This is a genomic window from Bacillus sp. C28GYM-DRY-1, from assembly GCF_030519405.1.
GTDB lineage: Bacteria > Bacillota > Bacilli > Bacillales > Bacillaceae > Bacillus > Bacillus spizizenii_A.
Genome location: NZ_JAUMKF010000014.1, coordinates 1 through 22,012, shown reverse-complemented (window position 1 = coordinate 22,012; position 22,012 = coordinate 1). Strand labels below are relative to the sequence as shown.

The 22,012-nt window shown below is 43.8% G+C and carries 16 protein-coding genes and 3 pseudogenes; 3 read left to right on the top strand and 16 right to left on the bottom strand.

The genetic code is table 11. From position 1 onward, the window contains the following. Positions 1-111: 111 nt before the first annotated feature. The 11 genes and pseudogenes from Q3W56_RS14090 to Q3W56_RS14040 form a co-directional block, all read right to left on the bottom strand. A complete protein-coding gene (locus Q3W56_RS14090) occupies positions 112-1,857 on the bottom strand; it encodes a phospho-sugar mutase (protein ID WP_302895921.1) in 1,746 nt (581 codons plus the stop codon). 130 nt (positions 1,858-1,987) lie between these two features. After that, positions 1,988-3,655, bottom strand: coding sequence for a glycerol-3-phosphate dehydrogenase (glpD, locus tag Q3W56_RS14085; RefSeq protein ID WP_302895957.1), 1,668 nt, complete (start codon positions 3,653-3,655; stop codon positions 1,988-1,990). A gap of 141 nt (positions 3,656-3,796) precedes the next feature. Beyond that, positions 3,797-5,287, bottom strand: coding sequence for a glycerol kinase GlpK (gene glpK, locus Q3W56_RS14080; RefSeq protein WP_302895920.1), 1,491 nt, complete (start codon positions 5,285-5,287; stop codon positions 3,797-3,799). A gap of 18 nt (positions 5,288-5,305) precedes the next feature. Then, on the bottom strand, positions 5,306-6,130 hold the full coding sequence (glpF, locus tag Q3W56_RS14075; RefSeq protein ID WP_019713768.1) for a glycerol uptake facilitator protein GlpF: 825 nt from the start codon (positions 6,128-6,130) through the stop codon (positions 5,306-5,308). Between the two features lie 170 nt (positions 6,131-6,300). Then, a pseudogene (glpP, locus tag Q3W56_RS14070) lies at positions 6,301-6,877 on the bottom strand (glycerol uptake operon antiterminator GlpP). Positions 6,878-6,905: 28 nt separating this feature from the next. After that, positions 6,906-8,243 (bottom strand): aspartate aminotransferase family protein, encoded by a 1,338-nt coding sequence (locus Q3W56_RS14065; protein WP_302895918.1) that lies wholly within the window; start codon positions 8,241-8,243, stop codon positions 6,906-6,908. A 158-nt stretch (positions 8,244-8,401) separates the two neighbouring features. Further along, the gene (locus Q3W56_RS14060; RefSeq protein ID WP_019713765.1) at positions 8,402-9,316 is read right to left on the bottom strand and encodes an AEC family transporter; all 915 of its coding nucleotides are present in this window, start codon (positions 9,314-9,316) and stop codon (positions 8,402-8,404) included. Positions 9,317-9,428: 112 nt separating this feature from the next. Next, a complete protein-coding gene (locus tag Q3W56_RS14055; RefSeq protein WP_019713764.1) occupies positions 9,429-10,970 on the bottom strand; it encodes a carbon-nitrogen hydrolase family protein in 1,542 nt (513 codons plus the stop codon). 15 nt (positions 10,971-10,985) lie between these two features. Then, complete coding sequence (locus tag Q3W56_RS14050; RefSeq protein ID WP_302895917.1) at positions 10,986-11,645, bottom strand: HAD family hydrolase; 660 nt, start codon at positions 11,643-11,645, stop codon at positions 10,986-10,988. 125 nt (positions 11,646-11,770) lie between these two features. Then, positions 11,771-12,193 (bottom strand): CBS domain-containing protein, encoded by a 423-nt coding sequence (locus Q3W56_RS14045; protein WP_014113165.1) that lies wholly within the window; start codon positions 12,191-12,193, stop codon positions 11,771-11,773. Positions 12,194-12,330: 137 nt separating this feature from the next. Then, entirely contained in the window at positions 12,331-12,726 is a 396-nt protein-coding gene (locus tag Q3W56_RS14040) for a YhcU family protein (RefSeq protein ID WP_019713762.1), read from the bottom strand. A gap of 110 nt (positions 12,727-12,836) precedes the next feature. Here Q3W56_RS14040 and Q3W56_RS14035 point away from each other — a divergent pair, with 110 nt between their 5' ends. Next, positions 12,837-13,745 carry an RluA family pseudouridine synthase gene (locus Q3W56_RS14035; RefSeq protein ID WP_302895916.1) on the top strand — a complete coding sequence of 303 codons (909 nt, stop codon included), beginning with the start codon at positions 12,837-12,839 and terminating at the stop codon, positions 13,743-13,745. A gap of 30 nt (positions 13,746-13,775) precedes the next feature. Here the strand turns inward: Q3W56_RS14035 and srtA are convergent, their stop codons facing one another. After that, the gene (gene srtA / locus Q3W56_RS14030) at positions 13,776-14,372 is read right to left on the bottom strand and encodes a sortase SrtA (RefSeq protein ID WP_302895915.1); all 597 of its coding nucleotides are present in this window, start codon (positions 14,370-14,372) and stop codon (positions 13,776-13,778) included. Beyond that, positions 14,369-17,971, bottom strand: coding sequence for a sortase-dependent nonspecific endonuclease YhcR (gene yhcR, locus Q3W56_RS14025; protein WP_483298531.1), 3,603 nt, complete (start codon positions 17,969-17,971; stop codon positions 14,369-14,371). Before yhcR ends, srtA begins: the two co-directional genes overlap by 4 nt. Positions 17,972-18,115: 144 nt before the next feature. Between yhcR and Q3W56_RS14020 the strand changes: the two genes are divergently transcribed. Continuing rightward, positions 18,116-18,766: a spore coat protein gene (locus Q3W56_RS14020; protein ID WP_302895914.1), complete on the top strand. Its 651-nt coding sequence runs from the start codon at positions 18,116-18,118 to the stop codon at positions 18,764-18,766. On the opposite strand, the pseudogene Q3W56_RS14015 reads toward Q3W56_RS14020, so the two are convergent. Further along, a pseudogene (locus Q3W56_RS14015) lies at positions 18,698-19,665 on the bottom strand (hypothetical protein). The gene Q3W56_RS14020 and the pseudogene Q3W56_RS14015 sit on opposite strands and share 69 nt — an antisense overlap. Before the next feature lie 118 nt (positions 19,666-19,783). Continuing rightward, positions 19,784-20,371 (bottom strand): YhcN/YlaJ family sporulation lipoprotein, encoded by a 588-nt coding sequence (locus Q3W56_RS14010; protein WP_019713757.1) that lies wholly within the window; start codon positions 20,369-20,371, stop codon positions 19,784-19,786. 190 nt (positions 20,372-20,561) lie between these two features. Here Q3W56_RS14010 and Q3W56_RS14005 point away from each other — a divergent pair, with 190 nt between their 5' ends. Further along, positions 20,562-20,963 carry a hypothetical protein gene (locus Q3W56_RS14005; RefSeq protein ID WP_302895956.1) on the top strand — a complete coding sequence of 134 codons (402 nt, stop codon included), beginning with the start codon at positions 20,562-20,564 and terminating at the stop codon, positions 20,961-20,963. A 321-nt stretch (positions 20,964-21,284) separates the two neighbouring features. Here the strand turns inward: Q3W56_RS14005 and Q3W56_RS14000 are convergent. Then, a pseudogene (locus Q3W56_RS14000) lies at positions 21,285-21,567 on the bottom strand (hypothetical protein). Positions 21,568-22,012: the final 445 nt, after the last annotated feature.

Below are 22,012 nucleotides of genomic sequence, written 5' to 3'. Positions count from 1 at the left end.
TACCAGTTTTTTGTATATCTCTACTTCGCTTGAAGGAGGATTTCCTTTCATACTTTTGGATGAGAAAAAGAAAAAAGCCGGATCATTTACAATGATCCAGCTATACTCAAATTATATTGCTGTAGCCTCTACAATGTCATCTACCGTCTTCATTACATCGTCAGAAAGAGCGGAAAGACGCTTTTCACTGTCTTCTAAAGAGGTTCCTTTTACAGCGAAATAAAATTTGACCTTCGGCTCAGTTCCGGAAGGACGAAGGCAAAACCAAGACCCGTCTTCCAAGAAGTATTTCAGTACATTTGATTTTGGCAAGTCGATCGCTTCTTTTTTGTTTTCCTTCAGAAGCGTTCGTTTGCTTACAGCGTAGTCTTCGGCTGTCACAACCTGTTTACCGGCCATTTTTTGCGGCGGATTTTGTCTGAAGGAAGCAAGGATCGCTTCAATTTGCTCTGCTCCCTGTTTTCCTTTCAGCGTTAGTGATTTCAGTCCTTCACGGTAAAAACCGTACTCGTTAAAGAGTTTGATGAGCGCTTCATACAATGACATCCCTTGTTTTTTATAAAACGCGCAAACCTCAACTGCCAAAAGCGCTGCCTGAATAGCGTCCTTGTCGCGGGCAAAATCCCCAATTAAGTAACCGTAACTCTCTTCATAACCGAATTGGAAGGTGTATTGGCCTGATGCCTCGTATTCCTTAATTTTTTCACCGATAAACTTAAAGCCTGTCAGCGTATCAATCGTATCAAGGCCGAACGAAGAAGCAACCGCACGCCCGATTTCACTTGTGACAATTGTTTTGAGTACAACGCCATTTTCAGGAAGGATGCCTTGTTTTTTCTTTTCAGAAAGCAAGTAATGAAGCAGCAGCGCACCGGTTTGGTTTCCTGTCAGTACTGTATATTCGCCTCGTTCGTTTTTTACTGCTATACCGAGACGGTCAGCGTCCGGGTCTGTTGCGATAAGAATATCTGCGTTCTGCTCCTCCCCGAGCTTAATAGCATATTCGAATGCCGCATGCTCTTCCGGGTTTGGAGAGGCAACAGTAGAGAAGTCTGAATCCGGCAGTTCCTGTTCTTTGACAACCGTTACATTTTTGTAGCCGAGTGCTTCAAGACCGCGTCTCACCGGTTTATTCGCAGTTCCATGCAGCGGTGTGAAAACGACGTTTACATCTACTTCTCCGGATAATTCAGGATGAACGGAAATGGACGTCAATTTTTCTGTATAGACTTTATCAATCTCTTCACCGATGATCTTGATTAAGCCCTTTTCTTTTAACGCGTTTTCATCGGCGACTGTGATCGTCAGCTCATTTTCAATCGCGTTTACCTGCTCAATGACGATGTCCGCTTCCTTTGGAGGCAACTGGCCGCCGTCATCCCCGTATACTTTGTAGCCGTTATATTCAGGCGGGTTATGGCTTGCCGTCACAACAATTCCCCCATAGGCGTTCAGCTGTCTGACAGCGAATGACAGCTCTGGTGTCGGGCGAAGCTCATCAAATACGTATGTTTGGATGCCTTGTGTCGCAAGTGTTTTTGCCGCTTCCATCGCGAACTCCGGCGATTTATGGCGGGAATCATAAGCAATGACAACGCCCCGTTTTTTCGCTTCCTCACCTTGCTGCGAGATGTATGCCGCAAACCCGGCTGATGCTTTGCGCACAGTGTAAATATTCATCCGATTCGTCCCGGCGCCAATTTCTCCGCGCATTCCGCCGGTACCGAATTCAAGATTTTTATAGAAACAGTCCTCAAGAGCCTGTTCATTCCCCTCTAATTCAATGAGGCGTTCTTTCAGTTCCGAATCTAAATTTTCTGTCTGTTTCCAACGTTCATAGCTCATTCTCCAAGTCATATTCGTCCTCCTATGTATCAGCTTATGCCATTATTTTATATGAAGCGGGTGCCTCTGTCACTTGATAACCTGAGGTCTGGCACTTTCGGCACAAAAAGAAATAACGGGCTGAAAGACAGCCCGTTATGATTTATTGTTCGAGCGGTACAACCGCATCGTGTAAAAGCTTGTTGAGGTTTTCTGTATGTTGGTTTTTCGCCTGCTCATCCCATTGGAATCGCTCGCTCATAAAATCAATAACGGCATCTTTATATGTTCTTACCCAATTGATATCAAAAAATAAACGTCCCGTTCTGCGGACAAAGAAGTCAGCAGGTGTTGCAGTCATTTCTTCTTCTATACTGTATTCTGCCTCAGCAAGAATATGAACCGGAATGTGACGTTTCGCAGCCTCATCTTTCAGTGCTTCTACCCGGTTAAATACTCGCTCTACATTGGAGCCGTATCTGATCGCCAGCTGTTTTGCATCTTTTTCTGATAAACCGGCTGCGATTCCTTCTTTTGTTTTCGTAGTAACGAAGGACATGAGATTTTTCGAACCGCCGACGTGCCCTCCTGAGATTGGCATGTTTTTCGTTTTACATGGACCGAAATCCTTTTCGCCTTCTTCTTTTAAGCGATCACGCACAAGATCGACAATGTGCTCCGCCATTTTTCTGTATCCTGTCAGCTTCCCGCCGGCGATGGTGATCAAGCCTGAGTCAGATGTCCAAATCTCGTCTTTCCGTGAAATTTCTGAAGGGTCTTTGCCTTCTTCATGAATCAGCGGACGCAGCCCCGCCCAGCTGGATTCGATGTCATTCGCAGTGATATTCAGTTCCGGGAACATGTAATTGATTGAGTTGATGACGTAATCACGATCCTCCGTTGTCATTCGCGGATGCTCCAGCGCCTCTTTGTAAACGGTGTCTGTTGTTCCCACGTATGTTTTGCCTTCACGGGGAATCGCAAATACCATACGGCCGTCAGGTGTATCGAAATATACTGCTTGTTTTAACGGAAAAACAGACTGGTCAAATACAAGGTGAATGCCTTTTGTATGCTGCAAATGCTTTCCGTTTTTTGAATGGTCTTTTTCCCTGAGCTGGTCTACCCAAGGGCCTGTCGCATTGACAATTTTTTTCGCGTACACTTTATATTCTTTCTTTGTCAGCATGTCTTCAATTAATACGCCAACTGCTTTCCCTTTTTCATAAAGGAGCTCTTTCACTTTGGAATAATTCACAGGCTCTGCCCCAAATTTGACTGCTTCCTTCATGACCTCGATTGTCAGTCTTGCATCGTCAGTGCGGTATTCCACATAGTACCCGCCGCCTTTTAAGCCGTCTTTTTTCACCAATGGCTCTTTTTGCAGCGTTTCTTTTGCCGAAAGCATGCTTCTACGTTCTGATTTTTTCACACCTGCCAGGAAATCATAAACTCTTAAACCGATAGAGGTTGTGAATGAACCGAATGTGCCGCCTTTATGAAACGGAAGGAGCATCCATTCCGGTGTAGTGACGTGCGGGCCGTTTTCATAAACAATCGCCCGCTCTTTCCCTACCTCAGCAACCATTTTCACTTCAAATTGTTTTAAATAACGCAAGCCGCCATGAACCAATTTGGTTGATCGGCTTGATGTTCCCGCCGCAAAATCCTGCATTTCGCTAAGCGCGACTTTCATTCCCCTTGATGCCGCGTCAAGAGCTGTTCCCGCTCCTGTAATTCCTCCTCCGATAATAAATAGATCATAGGTATTTTTCGTCATGTCTGTCAGCATGCGGTCTCTTTCAAGACTTGAGAATTGTTGTTTCATTATTGCTCCTCCTTGTTGTCACGGTGTGTAAATAGAAAAAGAGACCACAACAGCCAAAGTGCATGCTTACACTTTGGTGCTGTGGTCTCTCCTCATCTCAGGACCGTTCTTATTAACTTGTAACTATTATATCATATTATGATTTTATTTAAAAGCCATAGCTGCTTTGACGGCTTTTTGCCAGCCTTTATACAGCTCATTTCGTTTTTCTTCTTCTAACTCAGGTTCAAACCGTTTATCCAGATTCCACTGGTTCGCGATTTCAGAACGGTCCTTCCAGAATCCCACAGCAATACCTGCCAAATAAGCTGCACCGAGCGCAGTTGTTTCATTAGTTTCCGGACGCTCAACAGGAACATTCAGAAGATCCCCCTGGAACTGCATCAGGAAATTATTTTTCACAGCCCCTCCGTCTACACGAAGCGTCTTTAACGAAATGTTTGAATCAGCTTCCATTGCATCAAGCACATCTTTTGTCTGATAAGCCAATGACTCCAGTGTCGCACGAATAAAGTGCTCTTTTGTTGTCCCTCTTGTCAGGCCGAAAACCGAACCGCGCACGTCGCTGTCCCAGTATGGCGTTCCCAATCCGACAAATGCCGGAACAACATATACGCCGTCAGTTGAATCCACTTTCTCTGCATAAGATTCACTAAGCGAAGAATCTTGGAACATTCTCAATCCGTCTCTCAGCCATTGGATGGCAGAGCCTGCGACAAAAATGCTTCCTTCTAACGCATAGTTAACTTTTCCGTCAATGCCCCAAGCGATTGTTGTCAAAAGCCCGTGTTCGGACTTAATTGCTTTTTCCCCTGTATTCATCAGCATGAAACATCCAGTGCCGTATGTGTTTTTCCCCATGCCTTCTTCAAAGCACGCCTGGCCGAACAGTGCGGACTGCTGGTCACCCGCCGCTCCCGCTATCGGGATATTTTGTCCGAAGAAGTGATAATCAATAGTTTCCGCATACACATGGGAAGACGGCTTCACTTCAGGCAGCATGGATTTCGGAACGCCTAGGATGTCGAGCAGTTCTTCATCCCATTTTAAACCGTAAATATTAAACATCAGCGTTCTGGAGGCATTGGAGTAATCGGTCACATGCGCTTTTCCGCCTGACATTTTCCAAATGAGCCATGTATCAATCGTTCCAAACAGCAGCTCGCCTTTTTCCGCTTTTTCTCTTGCGCCTTCCACATTGTCTAAAATCCATTTCACCTTCGTGCCAGAAAAGTATGGATCGATTAAAAGACCAGTTTTTTCTCTGAATGTATCATTATATCCTTTTTCACGAAGTTCCTCACAAATATCGGACGTCTGTCTGGACTGCCAAACAATTGCATTATAGACAGGCTTTCCTGTATCCTTATCCCACACAACCGTCGTCTCACGCTGATTCGTAATGCCGATGCCGGCAATTTGAGAAGCGCTGATGCCCGATTCAGAAATGACTGATGCAATAACAGCAAGCACTGATCCCCAAATTTCATTCGCATTATGCTCAACCCAGCCTGGATGCGGGAAGTATTGTGTAAATTCCTTTTGAGCGGAGTGAACGATTTTGCCTTCTTTGTTAAACAGAATCGCTCTTGAACTTGTCGTCCCCTGATCTAAGGATAAAATGTACGTTTCCATAAGATGTCTCCCCTTTGATTACATATATTCTGAATTTGATAATGTTTTAGCAGAATGTGATTTCGTATAGACATAGAGTCCTAACAATACCACAACCAATACAACGCTTACAATCCAGAAACTGCTTGTGATGTGCCCTTTAAATGCGGCATTGTAAAATACGCCGCCGAATGAGCCGCCCAAAATCGGGCCGACTACCGGAACCCATGCGTACTTCCAGTTTGATGATCCCTTGCCCGGGATCGGAAGAAAAGCGTGTGCAATCCGCGGACCTAAGTCACGGGCCGGATTAATCGCATATCCCGTGGTTCCTCCTAGAGAAATACCGATCGCTACAATGAGGAAACCGACGATTAAAGGATTAAGCCCTTCTGTAAATTGATTTGCCCCAATGGCCAGGATTCCAAGCACAAGGACAAATGTCCCGATCACTTCACTTAAAACGTTTGCAAATGTATGCGGAATGCTCGGGCCTGTTGAGAACACACCCAGCTTGGCAGCGGGGTCATCCGTTGACTTCCAATGAGGCAGGTAATGCAGATAGATAATCACCGCACCGATGATCGCTCCAATCATTTGCGCCGCAATGTAAACCGGAACTTCATTCCACGGAAATTCACCAACAAAAGCAAATGCTATCGTTAACGCGGGATTAAGATGGGCGCCGCTGATGCCGCCGACCGCATAAGCAGCCATTGCCACACCCAATCCCCATCCAAATACAACAACAATCCAGCCAGATTGATATGAAAGCGATTTCTTTAAATTGACTCCTGCACAAACACCTGCACCAAAAATAACAAGCAGCATCGTACCGATTAGTTCTCCCCAAAATGCTGTCATAGATAATTCCTCCTAAGTTGCGATTAAGAAGTATGATAGAGAATAAAAAAACCACAACAAACCGCTTTACGGGTGCATAATTATTTACCGTAAAGAGCTGCTGTGGGTCTCCGGATTCTCCATCACATTGTATTAACCTAGTGCAATTGTATCAGTGAATGAAAGCGGTGTCAATCACTTTCCGTTCAAAAAGTTTTCATACTTATTCCATAATTTGGTATTAGATGTTGTAACAGCTACAGCCCCTGCTTTCAAGGCCTTGTCTACATCCTCTTCCGTACGAATGAAACCGCCAGCAAAGATGGGAATTCCCGTTTTCTCTTTAATTTCTTGAATGAGTGATGGGACGATGCCGGGCAGCACTTCAATAAAGTCGGGCTTATGCTTGCCGACAAACTCCATGCTTTTCTCCATCGCACTTGTATCAAGCAGAAACAGGCGCTGAATCGCATAAATTTTCTTCTGCTTCGCCTTGGCAATCACGTTTGATCTTGTGGAAATAATCCCAGCGGGCTTGATATCCTGGCATATAAACTCCGCTCCGTATTCGTCATGCTTAATTCCTTGAATGAGATCGACGTGTACCATCATGTTCTTTCCGTGCTTTTGCGCTTCTCTGATTACGCCTTTTAGCTGGCCGAGATGAATATCAAGAATAACACCGTAGGTAAATGAACTGTTCAAAAACTCATCAAATTGCTTCATATTGCGAATAGCCGGTAAAATGGGCTGGTTGTGAAAACTCATCGTGTGCTCCTTTAACAAATCACTTTTATTAAATCGTCTGGAAGCTATCTTTCACCGTTTTCACGATAAAGGAAAGGTCCTCTTCTGTCAGGCAAAATGGCGGCGCGAGCTGGATGACGTTGTTGTAGCCGGCGACTGTATCGCCGTTTTTACCGATGAACAGCCCCTTTTCTTTGCACGCCGCAACCACTTGGTTTACGATACCGGCATCAGCCGGCTCTTTTGTCAATTTATCTTTGACGAGCTCGATTCCGATCAGCAATCCTTTCCCTCTAACATCTCCGACTGCCGGGTGCTCTCTTAAAGCCTGAAGCTCACCCAAAAGTGTTGCCCCAAGGTCGCGGGATCGCTGAATCAGCTGTTCATCCTCCATAATTTGCAGGTTTTTCAACGCCAATGCACAGGCAGCCGGACTTCCGCCGAACGTGTTTACGTGGCGGAAACGGTCATAGGGAGCTTCACCTTGATATGCTTCGAAAATGTCCCGTTTAACAGCAGTCGCTGACAATGGCAAATACGCGCTGGTGATTCCCTTTGCCATCGTAATGATATCAGGCTTCACGCCATAATGCATAAATCCGAACGGCTCGCCTGTCCGTCCGAACCCGCAGATGACTTCATCGCAAATCAAAAGAGCTCCGTGACGGCGGCAAATGTCCTCCACCTTCTTCATATATCCTTCCGGCGGCATTAAGATGCCTCCGCCTGTAATGATGGGCTCCATGATGACCCCGGCAATCGTTTCGCTTAATTCCCATGTCATGATGCGGTCAATTTCATTTGCGCTTTCTAGCGTGTCCGCATCCTCTGGGTTCCGGTATACATCTGGAGGAGCTGCATGCAGGAACCCCTGGCTTAAAGGCTCATATTTATATTTTCGCTGCGCCTGGCCGGTAGCTGAGAGCGCTCCCAATGTGTTGCCGTGGTACGCTCTGTATCTAGAGATGAATTTATAACGGCTGTGGTCGCCGTTTTGCAGATGGTATTGGCGGGCGATTTTAAAAGCAGTTTCGTTTGCTTCCGATCCGCTATTGGAAAAAAAGATGACATAATCGCCGCCAAGCCATTCATTCAGCTTTTCCGCGAGTTGAATCGCCGGTGTGTGACTTTGCGTTAACGGGTAGTAAGGCAGCTCCTTTAATTGCTCATAGGCAGCCTCCGCAAGCTCTTTTCTCCCGTAACCAATGTTGACACACCACAAACCGGACATTGCATCCAAATAGCGGCGTCCATCTATGTCGGTCACCCAGGCTCCTTCGGCCTTTTGGGCAATCAGGCTGTCCGCTTGATGCGCTCCCTTCATAGCATGCCACACAAATTGCTCATCTTTTTGCTTTATTTCCTGATTTTGCTGAATGTTTTCCATCCCATCATCTCCATTTCATTAGCGTTCACTAAAGTGCCAATTCAATTGAAACAGACCTATTCTTATGTGATGTCTTGGTGATGATTTCCCTGCCTTCAATATAAAGCCAGACGGGGTTGGAGTCAATAAACCCAGGAAATAATAAAACTTCCTCTTTCTCAAGTTGAAAGAGGATGCAGCATCCAAAGCAAAACAGGCAAGGTGACAATACTCAGCATCGTGCTGATAAAGGTCGCGCTCGAAACGACTTCCGGCCTTGTATTAAACTGGACAGCCATTAAAGTCGTATTGGCAGCTGTCGGCATAGCGGCGACGAGAATCATGATTTGTTTTGTCATGTCATCCACCGGCAAGATAAACGTGAAGCCAAGCGCAATTACCGGAGATACCATCAGCTTTAAAAGCAATGCATAAGAAATTTTTCTGTATTCAATATGCTTAAAAGATATCAGTGCAAGCTGCATGCCAAGTATGATCATAATCGTCGGAATGGCCGCATTTCCGACCAGTTCAATACCCGTCATTATCTCTTTAGGAATTGAAATACGCGTAAGCTGTAGTATTGCGCCTAAAAGTGCACCATACGCAACAGGCATACGGATGACCCGGGCCATGACCATTTTAAATCCGCCTTCCTTCGAACCTCCTTTTGCCGCATAATACATGCCAATAGTGCTCATGATTAACTGCTGCAGCACCATTAACACAACAGCCGTGTCCAGCCCGGCTGTCCCAAACACCAGCAGAACAACAGGCGTCCCGTAATTGCCGTTATTCATAAAAGCGGATGATAGGATCATGGCACAACGATCTTGATTCGGGTACTTATGAAAGAAAGATAAAAAGTAGACAAATAGAACAAGAATCAAGCAAAGCCCCAGCACAAAAATGGAAAGATAGACATAATCCATCGTCAGTTTATTCGTATAAAACGTATCTAACGCCAGAAACGGAGACATTAAGTATAATGACATTTTGGACAGTGTTTGAATATCAAAGCCAAGCGTTTTCTGTCCGATATAACCAATTGCGAAAATTCCGAAAACAGGAACTAAAACAAGCAGAAACTCCATAAGGGCACCTTCTATTCCAATATACAATTTACTTTTATTTTAAAGAAAGCGCGTAATCGTTTCAATTCCGTTTTCTTTTAAAAAACCCGCCAATTCCAGGCGGGTTTCGGGATTATTTTTTATATTGAATATGATAAACATCTCGCCGTCTGTCTTTTAGCTGGCGCACCGTACCGTTTTGGCGCTGCCTTCTGAGAATTTCCAGGTCAACATCGCCGATGACGACCATTTCGATATTCGGATTTGTTTCACCGACAATACCGTCTCTGGCGAATTCAAAATCTGATGGTGCAAAGATGCCTGACTGAGCGTATTGGATATCCATATTTTCCGTTTGCGGAAGGTTTCCAACCGTTCCTGAGATAACCGTATAAATTTGATTTTCAACTGCTCTAGCCTGCGAACAGTATCTGACACGCAAATAGCCTTGGCGGTCTTCTGTACAAAATGGCGTAAAAATGATCTTTGCGCCTTTATCCGCCGCAATCCGGGCGAGCTCAGGAAATTCAATGTCATAACAGATTTGAATCGCGATTTTTCCGCAATCCGTATCAAACACGCGAACCTGGTCTCCGGCGCTGATTCCCCACCATTTACGTTCATTCGGCGTAATATGGAGTTTATATTGCTTCTCAATCGTTCCGTCCCGTCTGAACAGGTAAGCGATATTATAAATCTTGCCTTCCTCTTCAACGAAATGAGATCCGCCGATAATGTTGACGTTGTACTTCACGGCCAAATCAGTAAATAGGCTAATGTAATCTTCCGTATACTCGGTAATTCTCTGTATCGCCAAGCTCGGTGACCGTTCCTCAAGGAAAGACATGAGCTGGGTTGTGAAAATTTCCGGGAACACCGCAAAATCAGATCTCGCGTCAGAAGCGACATCGACGTAGTATTCCACTTGATTCGCAAATTCCTCAAAGGAATAAATTTTCTTCATTTCATATTGGATCACACAGATTCTCACAGGGAACGCTGATTTATAATAACGTTTTGTCTGCTGCGGAAGATAATCGACATTATTCCATTCCATCAGCGTCGCATATTTGATCGAAGCTGTATCATCCGGGAGATAATTCGGATTAATCCGCATAAGGGTAAAGCCGTTCATCAGTTGAAAAGATAGGACCGGATCGTAAATTTGGTGGCGGGTTACTTGTTCAACATACTCTCTCGCCGTCATTTCTTCTGCATATTTATGATAGTTCGGGATCCGACCTCCTATAATGATGCTTTTCAGATTTAAGCGTCTGGCCAAGTCCTTTCTCGCCTCGTACAAACGGTGGCCGATCTTCATTCGTCTGTACTTCGGATGCACCATGACCTCAATTCCGTACATATTTAAGCCGTCTGGATTATGGTTGGTGATGTAACCATCATCTGTAATGTCCTGCCACGTATGGCGGTCATCATATTCATCAAAATTAATCAGGAGACTTGAGCACGAACCGATAATTTCACCTTCAAATTCTGCACAAAACTGCCCTTCGGGAAAGTGTTCCAGATGGCTGATTAAATGCTCCCGCTTCCAAGGCTCCATTCCTGGAAAGCTGTCCTTTTGAAGATCGATAATCTTGTCAATGTCTTTCTCTTCGATATTGCGAATGACCATTTTCTTTTCAAAACGGGTCAAATCTAATTTCTCAGACAATCTACTCGCTCCTCTCTAGTGTTTATTCAGATGATCAAGCAATAAGGCGAGTTCCATCTCCGCCATTGATTCAAGCCTGTGATCATAATCTTCAAACATCAAGGTGCTTGTTACTTTATTCGGGACGATGACACACTTCATGCCCGCTCTTTTCGCAGCAATCGAACCATTGACCGAATCCTCAAACGCGAGACATTCTGATGGTGATACGCCCAAATTCTTTGCGGCCAATAAATACAGTTCAGGATTCGGCTTCACCTCTTCCACATCATCCGCCGTTTGAATGACCTCAAAATCATCAAACAGGCCGATTTGCTTCAAATGGCCCGATACCCATTTATAATCAGAGCTGGAGGCAAGGCCTACTTTTAAGCCTAAATCCTTTGCCGCATTCAGATACGCCTCGACACCCGGTCTTGCTTTTTCTGTTTCGATGCGTTTCGCAAACCGTTCTCTTCGCAATGTTGTCAGCTTTTCATGGTTCAGCTTTTTGCCGATCTGCTCTTCTAAATATTCAAACGGCCGAAATCCCGCGGCTGTTCCAATGACCTTTCCCCAGACGGATAACGGCAGGACTGAGCCGTGTTCCTCAAATATTTCCTGAAGGACTTCATATTCGTGTGTTTCTGTATCAAGAATCAGTCCGTCAAAATCAAAAATTAACGCTTTAATCACTGCGTACAACTCCTTTAATCCGAATTAAGACATATGTATACACTCACTATACCCCGAAACATGCCTGCTTTCAAAAAGTAAGGTTTATGTGAAGAAAGAGCCTGCACACCGCAAGCTCTTTCTTATTAATGAATGTTTTGATGAGAAATGTTTGTCAGCGCTTCTCCAGCAGACTCGTTCGACATCTGATTGACTGCCAGGTCTCCAAGCGCAACGATCCCGACTAGATTGTTTTGATCTACAATAGGAAGGCGGCGGATTTGGTGCTGGGCCATCAGCTGTGACGCGTCTTCCAGACTCATATTAGGATTTCCCGATACGAGGTCTGTTGACATCACTTCTGAAACGGGTGTCTGGCCATCTCGGCCCTGAGCTGTGGTTCTTAATGCAATGTCACGGTCAGTCAGCATTCCTTTTAAAACACCTTGCTCTACAACGGGAATTACCCCGACGTTATGCTGTTTCATGAGAGAAGCCGCTTCCTGAATCGTTTGATTCGGAGAGACGGTTGCCACCTGCGTTGTCATTGTATTTCTTACTGAACTCATTGTCAGCACCCCTTTCAATCATTAGTATGTTCAGACACGTGCCGATTAAAAAGGGAGTTAGAGGAAAGGTTTTATGATATGATTTCTCTGATACAAATAAGAGCTTTTCTGAAGATAAAAAAGCTCTTGCTGCCTGATTATATCAGCCTTCTGTTGCCGAAAAAGGCTTTGTTTGTCTTCGTTTGAAAGTCAGAAAAAGCAAACGGAAAATAAATCCCAAAATCATTCAGCATCTTGCTGTTTCTATCAAAAATCTCTTGATTATTCAAATCAGTGTGCGGCGAAGGCTTTGTCAGGATAATATGTATCATTTGGAGACAAGCCATGATTTGAAATGCTTCTTTTAATGTTCCTTGGTAATAATGGTTATTTAAAGACAGAACGCCTTTCTTTTTAAAGCGCTGAATGTCCAGTTCGGAGAAATAAAAAGGAAAAACATCATGGATCAGCTCCATTGACAGCTCCTTGATAACGCTCTCCTGTTCTGCAGTTGCTGCGTTCACAATTCTCACGTCAATCACCTTTCTTGCCATCGAATATCCTAAGTCTTAATCAAGAATAGCACAGAAAAAAACACGAAAGCTAAGGTAAGTGTTTCCTATGAGAAACAGCAGCCTTCTGCTTCGAAAAGGAGCCAATTAGCATGAAACAAAAAGGCAGAGGGCTTGAGCTCCTCATCAATGAAAAACAAGATGGCCAATGGCTGTTTTCTGTACTGAAAACAGCGCTTAAAGCCTCTAAACCCGTGATTCAAGACTGGATGTCCCATCATCAGGTAAAGGTCAATCACGAATCCGTCATAAATAATGTTATCGTCAAAAAAGGAGACCGTGTGTTCATTGACCTTCAGGAAAGTGAAGAATCATCCGTCATACCAGAGTATGGAGATCTTGATATTTTATTTGAGGACAATCATATGCTGATCGTCAATAAGCCTTCGGGCATACCAACGCATCCAAATGAGGATGGCCAAACCGGCACACTGGCTAATTTGATTGCTTACCATTATCAGGTGAATGGGGAAATAGGCAAGGTGCGCCACGTCCATCGTCTTGATCAGGATACGTCTGGCGCAATTGTTTTTGCCAAGCATCGTTTGGCACACGCCATCCTGGATCAGCAGTTAGAGAAAAAGACGCTAAAGCGCACGTATACCGCCATGGTTGAAGGAAACCTAAAAGCAAAAAAAGGTACAATTGATTCACCGATCGGCAGAGACAGATCACACCCGACAAGACGCCGGGTTTCACTAAGCGGACAAACAGCCGTCACGCATTTCAAGGTAATTGCAAGCAATGCGAAAGAGCGACTGACGCTCGTAGAATTGGAGCTAGAAACAGGCAGAACACACCAAATTCGTGTTCATATGGCGAGCATTGGCCATCCGCTGACAGGAGATGCGCTCTATGGAGGCGGGAGCAAGCTGCTAAACAGACAGGCGCTGCACGCCAAAAAGGTACAAGCTGTTCACCCGATAACCGGCGAGCTGATTGTTGCCGAAGCGCCTTTCCCAGTTGATATAGAAAACCTGTTCGACACATATTTTTCATGAAGAAAAGCCGCAGGAATTGACTGCGGCTTTTTAAGTGACTCGTTTTCCGTATATAATATAACGCTTTGGGGCGTTTCCGACATATGAAAACGGATAGCAGGTCGTCAGAATGAGCTCTTCCTTTTCATGCTGGAGCGTAATAATGGATGTGTCATCTTTATCGACAATTTTTGTTTTCACAATTTCATATGTGAAATCTCCATATGACAGGATTATACGAAGCCGGTCCCCTTTTTCCAGCTCCCCCGTCCTGCGAAACACGGTATCCCGATGTCCCGACAGCACAATTTGCCCGTTTTCGTCAGGATAATAGCTGTCCTTGTAATGCCCGACACCTTTTTCTAAATCATCTGCATCGGTACCCTCAACGATCGGAAGCTCTGCGTTGATTTTAGGTATTTCTAGAATACCGCTCGCTTGGCCGGTCTCAGGCTTAAATGATGCTTTGTTCCCTGCTTGACCTGCGCTTTGTTTCGTATCAGAAGCTTCCTGCGGCTTTTCAGTCGCCAGTTTTGCTTCTTTTAATGTCTGTTCGGTCTTCATATTCGTACCGATCAATTTAAAGCCCCCATAGCCTATGATCACAAGACCGACCACAATGATGACGAGTGGAATAGCCTTTCTCACGTTCTGGAGGCGCTCCTTTTTCTTCTGACATATAGATAGGTTCCTGACAGTGTGACCGCCGCACCGATTACCATAAAGTTATAATGGCCTGCTGAAGTATCTGGAAGCTGATGTTCAGACCCACCTTTCGAAGTTCCGTTTTGCAAAGGCAATGTGCTGATCTTGCCGGCAATGTTAGCATTTCTTTCACCACTCGGCTTTTCACCTAATCTCAACATGTCTGAAGGCGGCAGCTGATGAACTGGCACAGTACCTGGAGTTTCTTTTATATCAGTCTGGTCTTCCCCAGGCTCTGGATCCTCTTTAACCGGCTCTTCCGTAACTGGGGCTTCTGTTACTGGTTCTTCTGTTACTGGTTCTTCTGTTACTGGCTCTTCTGTTACTGGGTCTTCAATGCCAATTGCTTCAGCTAGTTTAATTCTTCCCTCTTTTGTATACACAATAGGCTCATCAAAGCTTTTTACGTACTCAACTGTTGCGTCCAAATCCTCAGGCCCTGTTACCGGATTTTTCCCAAGCAATCCGATTGGCTGATATTTAGTGCCTGTTGCTGTCGCCATAAAATTGTTGACTGTCAATGTATATGTGGCATCAGGCTGAATCTCGGTGCCATCTGCCATTCTCATATCGACAGCTTTTCCGGTTTTTTTGTCCCACGTATACGTAAACCCGCTGATGCTGTAGTCAGGCCCAAAAACCGGCGAGATTTGCGCATTGATAATCTCCCTTAAATCTTTTCCTTTAATCTCAAGCTTCGTTAACACATTTCCGAATGGCTGGATATTGTAAAGATCTCCCCACGTAATGGGACCTTTCTTCAGCGCTTCCCGAATTCCGCCGCCATTCATAAGAGCAAAATCCGTTTTCATGGCCGCTCGCATGCCATCCGCAATGAGGTTTCCTAGAGGCGTATCACCGTCATTTGAATATCCCCCTTCCATATCAACAGCCGCTTCGCCGACAACCTCGCTGATAATTGGCTCAGCCAGTGTTTGGTATTTCTTTAAAATGGCTGACGCGCTGGCATCCGGTTCTATTTTACTTTGATCGACATATACGATGTCGGCTGACTTTTTGACAATGTCTTTTGTCGTTTTATCGAGCTCTACATCAACAACACCTATCGCTTTTCCATATTCAAACGCCTGAACAATCAGTTTTCCATTCACTTCACCGTTAACAACCTTATGATTATGCGCTGCAAATATGACGTCGATTTCGGAATCTGTTTTGTTTGCAAGATCAGCAGATTCACCGGTAATTGCGGCACCGTTTTGTTCGGCTGACATATGCGCGAGAACCGCGATGGCCTTCACGCCTTTTTTCTTCAGCTCTTCGGCCGCCTCATTCACTGCTGTTACTTCATCTGTAAACTCGATGTTTTTTATTCCGTCAGGCATGACCATACCCGCGGCCGACTGTGTGACAACCCCGATAAAAGCAACGGGTATGCCCTCCACGTTTATGATGTCATATGCCGGCAAAAAGGGCTCTCCTGTAGATTTCATTTTACAATTAGCGCATACTAGAGGAAAGTTCTGTCCATTATATCCGCTTGTGCCTTTCGGGTGATCTCCGCCATTTAGGATCCTCAGCAGTTCATCCGTACCTTCATCGAACTCGTGGTTGCCTACAGTTCCGACATCAAATCCGATGTCCTCCATCAGTTCTACAGTCGGTTCATCTTGAAGAAGAGATGAAACTGGAGAGCTGCCTCCGATCATATCTCCAGCGTGCACAATCAGTGTGTTTTTCTTTTCGGCCTTTTTCTCTTTCAAATATGCGGCAGCATAGTCCATGCGCCCAAATGTGCCGTCTGCAGTTCCGTTCCCATCGAGATCAAGCTCATATTGCTGATCAATTTTGCCATGCAAATCATTCATGCTGAGAATTCGAAGCGGCACATTTTCTTGAGGTGCCGTTTGCCTCTTTTTATATCCTGCGTTCTCCGCTTCACTTGCTGAGGCGAAGAAAATTCTGTTTTCCACAGTTACCTGCATCCAGTCAGCCGGATGTACATATGTTTTATTTGAAGAATCTCCCACATATCTTGTCAGGCCTTTTCCCTGCTCTCTGGCTCTAAATTCAAACGGCATTTCCAAGAGGGGATCGTCTTCATTCCAAATTCCTTTTTTCTCTTTTTTCGCAGCAGCTACGGCAGCTTGAAACTGCTGATAATCCTCTTCATTGTCAACCGGCCAAATAAAATACGTCGGAGCATAGCCATTTTTCACAAGCTCTAAGTTCACATTTGAGCCCGATTCGGTTATGACCTGTCCAAGAAGTCTGCCATAGCTGTCCTTTGCTTCCCTTCCGACCTTAACCGTAATTTTATCTCCTGGGGACAGAACCGTTTTTAGATAGTCAGATGCTTTTTTGCCAAATCGTAATTGATTTTTGTCTGCTTCATTTTTGGGTGTGTGATACGTTTCAGGTGTATCTACATTTACAAACCTGATTTTTGTCGTTCCAAGTACTGGAGTTTTAAGATGAATGGTATCACCGTCAACAACCCGGTCAACAATACCTTCATATTCACCCTCCACAGACGGAGGTGCGGGCTGTTCTTCAAGCAGCTTCAGGTCAGACGATTTTCGCGGTAGCAGCTGAAAGGATTGGTATCTGCTTAACACACCGGTAAATTCATACCATTTGCCTTCATTAAGTTCGCCAATCACACCTGTTTCAGTCATAACCCGGAGCGTCATCGCATGATGGTCTTCATCAATCATCGTGACATTGTAACCGCCGCCGGCAGGAGAATTTGGAATTGAGGAAACAAATGCTTTTAATGTCACAAGGCGGCCTTCAAACTGATCACCAAGACTGCTGTTAATCAGTTCATTTATTGTTACATGTTTAGGGGCAGGGGTAGGTTGGTTTGACTGGTTGATTTTGATGCCTGACGAGTTTGGAACGATTTCTGTCAGCCCTTGGTATGTCGTGATTTTCCCTGTTACCGTGACATCCATGCCTTCTTTTAATTCGGGAAATGATTTAGGGGAGGGCGAATAAATGTTAATGCCTCCGGTATCATCCTGCATAAAGGTTGACAGCTTTCCGCCTCCGATTGCACTTTGATCAGCAGTGACGACCCCTTTTATCGTTACTTCGTCATTCAGCCGCCCCCGCGCTTCATTTATTGTGACTGGCTGTTCAGCCGGCGGAGTTGTCGTATCATCAGTTAATTCCATTGACTGAACGTTCTTAAGTCCTGTCGTGTTAAAATAATCTTCAAGCTTTCCTTGAACAGTCATCTTTTTTCCAAGCAGAAGCGGATTGGTTTGCAGCCCAAATTGGCTTCTGAAGGCAGAGGGGATTTGTACGGGAAGGATGTGATCGGACGATGTCTCGTTTTTACTGTCTGCCAGCGCGACATTATAATCATTTGAAAAAGGGCTTGTCAGCTTATAGTTCCGCGGGGAAACAGCCTGTCCGACAGCGTATCCTTCGACAAGCGCCTGACCTTCTTTTTGCTGTATTGCCTTCTCAACCGATATCGGCTGGTGCGGTTCAGCTGCCTTTACGGCTTCGCACGTGTACATTACATTCAAGAACATCAATGCCGTGATCAACAAAATATGCAAAATACGCCTCATTGTTTTTTCCTCCCTTAAGATACACTTCGACTTTGTCTGCTTATCATTTCGACAAACAGCATATAATTCCTTTCAGGCTTCTGCATAAATCACGGCAGACTGACAGAAAATATAGCTGATCTGAAAAAAAAGGAGGAATTCGGTTTGGATCAGTTAAATCAGCAGCAATCCCAAATGAACAAAGGTATTCCTGGCAAGCCGCATCAAAATCACGGCGGACATGAAATGTTTGACATGCACGAGGTGCTTTCCGGAACACTTACTGTGCTTGATCAGTTTATGATGCTGAGACAATTTTGTAAGGATCAGGAATTATTAAACATCCTTGATCGTCAGCATCAATTCATTACGTCTCAATATAACTTAACTGCAGAATGCTTCAAAACAGGAAGCGAACCTTCACAAAAAACTGCAACTTATATGATGAAGGAAGACAACCAGACTGTTTATGGCATGCAGCCGTCACAGCCTAAAAAACCGGCTCAATCCATGAATGATATTGATGACAGCATCATCAGCCGACAAATGCTTTGCGCGGTTAAAGCACAGGCCTCTATGCTAACAATGGCTTCTCTGGAAATGACAAACCCAGCCGTAAGACGCGTACTGTCAGCGCAAATTCAGCAGTATGTTGAAATGGCATTTGAAATTTTCTTATACCAGAACAAACACGGCTATTACCAAGTTCCTCAGCTAGATGCTCAGGATATGGAACAATTGAGAAATTCATTTGCTCCAGCACAAGGACAAATGCCTCCAACTCAAGGCGGTATGGGCCAGCAAGAACTTCATTAATAACAAAGGCATTGGATAGATTTATCCAATGCCGCACTATTTTTTTCAAATGTTTTCTTAAACTCTCTCTCAAAATGATCAAGACTTTCATTTGTTGCCGATTGAAACCCTTTTTTAAAGTCCCCTTTTTTTGCCGTTTCCTTTATCATTTCTAAAATAATGTCTTTCCCGTATTTGCCCGTCAGCTCATTGATCATATAAAAGCTTTGCAAATAGACATCAGTGTCATATTCGACTCGGGCCTCCTGCCAATCTTGATCTGTCTGCAAACTGTCAAAGGGCACGACAGAAAAAGTGATCGGATCTATGAGCAGTTCATAGTTCGCGATCCACTCGCTTAACCCTTCGTGAAACCATAATGGAAACTCATCGGGATCAGCTTCAAGCTCCTTTAATTTCTGGTGAAACGCATGGTGCGTGTATTCATGAATCAACAATCTCTGGTATAAATAAACCGCTACTTCGTCACCTTCTAAAAGTTTCGCTTTCTCTTCTGGCAACAATCCAATTAGCTGCTCCCGTTCAGAATAAAAACCGACGACATCCAGTAAACCAGAGTAAGCCTCCATCTGTTTTTCGTTAGAAAAAAAAATAATATCAATAGGCTTTTGATTCGTATATCCAATCATAATCTGATTAATACTTACCGCATATTCAAGCGTATCTTTCGTCAATGGCAGTAAGGACTTTTCCTTAGATGTGTAATAAATATCAGCCTGTTTGAATGACTCTTTCTTCATGTGCTTCGTCACTTGTTCTTTTGTTATACCAGATGCCTGCCCTGGCAAAGACAGTATATACATCGTGCTTGATACGATGGCCGAGCTTACAGCCAGCATCACAAGGACTCCACACAGGAATAGAGCGGATGCCGCACGCTTTCCTATGCCATCCCGCAAACGTCTCCCCCCCTGAGCCGGTCCGTCTTGTACCTTTTATTTTTACTCTATGCAGCTTGCATTGGCGGTGTGTCATTAACGCAAAGAAAAAGCCGCACAAATTATGCGGCTTTTTCATTTATTCAGCTTGCGGGAATATACGCTGTACAGTTTCACTGAATTCATCAAAGAATCCTGCAACCGGATCGCCATTTTGTATCCGCTCGCCATATCCCTGCATCCGGTCTACAAAGTCTGGATTCGCAGAAACGTAAACATTATCCATGTTTTTATCAGTGTCTCTCACTTTATCAGAAATTTTCTTTTTGAGATCTTTTCCAACTTCTTTATTTCCATTTGCTAATACAACCGCAACATATGCTTGATTTCCAGCAACAATGACATTTGCATGTTTTACTTCTTTGATATCTTTGATTTTATCAGCAGCGTCGTCAGCAACTTCTAATTTACGGTTATCATTACCATCGATGTTGCCGTTATCGTTATTGTTGACATTGTCAGTCACATTATTATCGACATTGTCACGATTATTATTGGCACCGTTAATATTTCCTGTGCCATTATCGTTTACTGGATTTCGGTAGTTAACGTTTTCTGGATTTGCATTATTATCACGTCTGCCCTCACCCTGATTAGCCATACCGCAGCCAGTCATAAGCAAAGGGATCAGAAGCATGGACGCAAGGACTTGTTTTTTTCCAAGCATGTGAATTCCTCCTTTATCACTTTAGTTATAGGTTTTTCTAATTGGTTCTAATTATGCATGAAAATATAACGGAAATGCTTTCCCGGGAAATAAAGCGGTTAATTTGTCTAATTAGAGGGGAAAATATCAATACACTATTAAAGGAGGGATCACGTTGTTCAATCAGCGGAAAGGACTCAGCCCCGCAACAATGATTATAGGGTCAACTTTGCTTATTGCTGCTTTATCACCACAGATCCGCCACAGAATTAGCGGGTTTATCTCAGGACAAATGAACAGACAAAATTCTAAAAATAACATGTTAGATGATTCTAATGTAGGGAATATGGTCAAACAAGCACTTGGCGGCGGTAATAATCAGGAACGTTCGCAAAATCAAAGCCAACAGCAAAATGGCCGTCAGCATCAGCATGCTGGAGCGCAGCAAACCCAGCACCAGCATACCCAGACTCAAACAAGGCAAACTGAGACAGGAGCGAAAAAAAGACAGCCGCATTATGCTGAACCCATTCAATTTGATCAAAGCGCTATGAATGTGATGGACGACAACACCATGATGGAAATGCTGGAGGACTTAGAACCCGGACGTTAAACGTGTAATCGTTTTATATTTTTACACCTGCTTTTGAGTACAATTGGTGAGCATAAAAAAAATCCTTCTATCGTTTAATAGGGAACGTCGGAAGGATTTTTTATTTATGCTGCCACTCTATCCAAGCAATCTTTATTGATCCATTGTTACTTCCCTCAACAAAAGCTGAAAGTGACAGAGCATTAGATAACACTGCTACTGGTACATATAACCGACTGAGATCTTATTTTTTGCTTCAACGCTCAACATATAATAGAAACAGTAGACACAGCAAAAGGACCCCCTTCATTTGTGACTGTAATATTGAGCAACAATTGTTTTTTAGATTTCTCGTTTGTTAATATGCTTCGTTTCCTCAAGGAATAATAAAAAGGATGCTACATGATCTAACACCCATTTCATGCTTTGATTCTCCATATAAACGTTAAACTAGTCATTAAAACTTCCGGCAAATATCTTGTCTTGTAGAATTTGTAACGATATTCAGCAAAGTTATTCGTTCACCTTCGACAACCAACATGCAATCTCTGCTTAAACTTCTCATGAAAACTAAAGAGGGGATACCCACATTAAAACCCAAGCTTCTGAATCGTTTATCTTTCACCTCAGTTTCTTTATATAAATAATGGATTTCAAGGAAAAAAGTATGATATATTGAAATTGAATATAATTTGGAGTGTGATAACTTGATTAAAAATCTGCCTATCTTAGCAGCCCTTTGTTCAGTTGGAGTATCTCTAGTTACTATAAGTAGGGCCATTGAATTATCAGTTACTTTTAATTGGATAGTATTATTACTTGGTGTTGCTATGACATTTTATAGTGCAGTATGTCTTGTGGCATACGCAACGCAATTAAGAGAAACAACTAAGTAGTAACTAATGATATCTCAAATAAAAACAAGCATGTTTTAATATGCTTGTCAGCTTGTAGAGAAAACGATGTTTTTCTACAAGCTTTTTTTGTTTTACGCTGTTTTTTTGGATATTCGGCTGATTTCAAAAACAGAAAAAGAGCTCCCACATACCTAGCCCTGCTTGGCTAGGTAT

Excerpts from the sequence above, each read along its gene's own strand:
- glpK (WP_302895920.1), bottom strand. The coding sequence starts at position 5,287 with ATGGAAACGTACATTTTATCCTTAGATCAGGGGACGACAAGTTCAAGA.
- Q3W56_RS14035 (WP_302895916.1), top strand. The coding sequence starts at position 12,837 with ATGAAACAAAAAGGCAGAGGGCTTGAGCTCCTCATCAATGAAAAACAA.
- Q3W56_RS14045 (WP_014113165.1), bottom strand. The coding sequence starts at position 12,193 with ATGAGTTCAGTAAGAAATACAATGACAACGCAGGTGGCAACCGTCTCT.
- glpF (WP_019713768.1), bottom strand. The coding sequence starts at position 6,130 with ATGACAGCATTTTGGGGAGAACTAATCGGTACGATGCTGCTTGTTATT.
- Q3W56_RS14090 (WP_302895921.1), bottom strand. The coding sequence starts at position 1,857 with ATGACTTGGAGAATGAGCTATGAACGTTGGAAACAGACAGAAAATTTA.
- Q3W56_RS14040 (WP_019713762.1), bottom strand. The coding sequence starts at position 12,726 with ATGGCAAGAAAGGTGATTGACGTGAGAATTGTGAACGCAGCAACTGCA.
- yhcR (WP_483298531.1), bottom strand. The coding sequence starts at position 17,971 with ATGAGGCGTATTTTGCATATTTTGTTGATCACGGCATTGATGTTCTTG.
- Q3W56_RS14065 (WP_302895918.1), bottom strand. The coding sequence starts at position 8,243 with ATGGAAAACATTCAGCAAAATCAGGAAATAAAGCAAAAAGATGAGCAA.
- Q3W56_RS14005 (WP_302895956.1), top strand. The coding sequence starts at position 20,562 with ATGATTATAGGGTCAACTTTGCTTATTGCTGCTTTATCACCACAGATC.
- Q3W56_RS14060 (WP_019713765.1), bottom strand. The coding sequence starts at position 9,316 with ATGGAGTTTCTGCTTGTTTTAGTTCCTGTTTTCGGAATTTTCGCAATT.
- Q3W56_RS14010 (WP_019713757.1), bottom strand. The coding sequence starts at position 20,371 with ATGCTTGGAAAAAAACAAGTCCTTGCGTCCATGCTTCTGATCCCTTTG.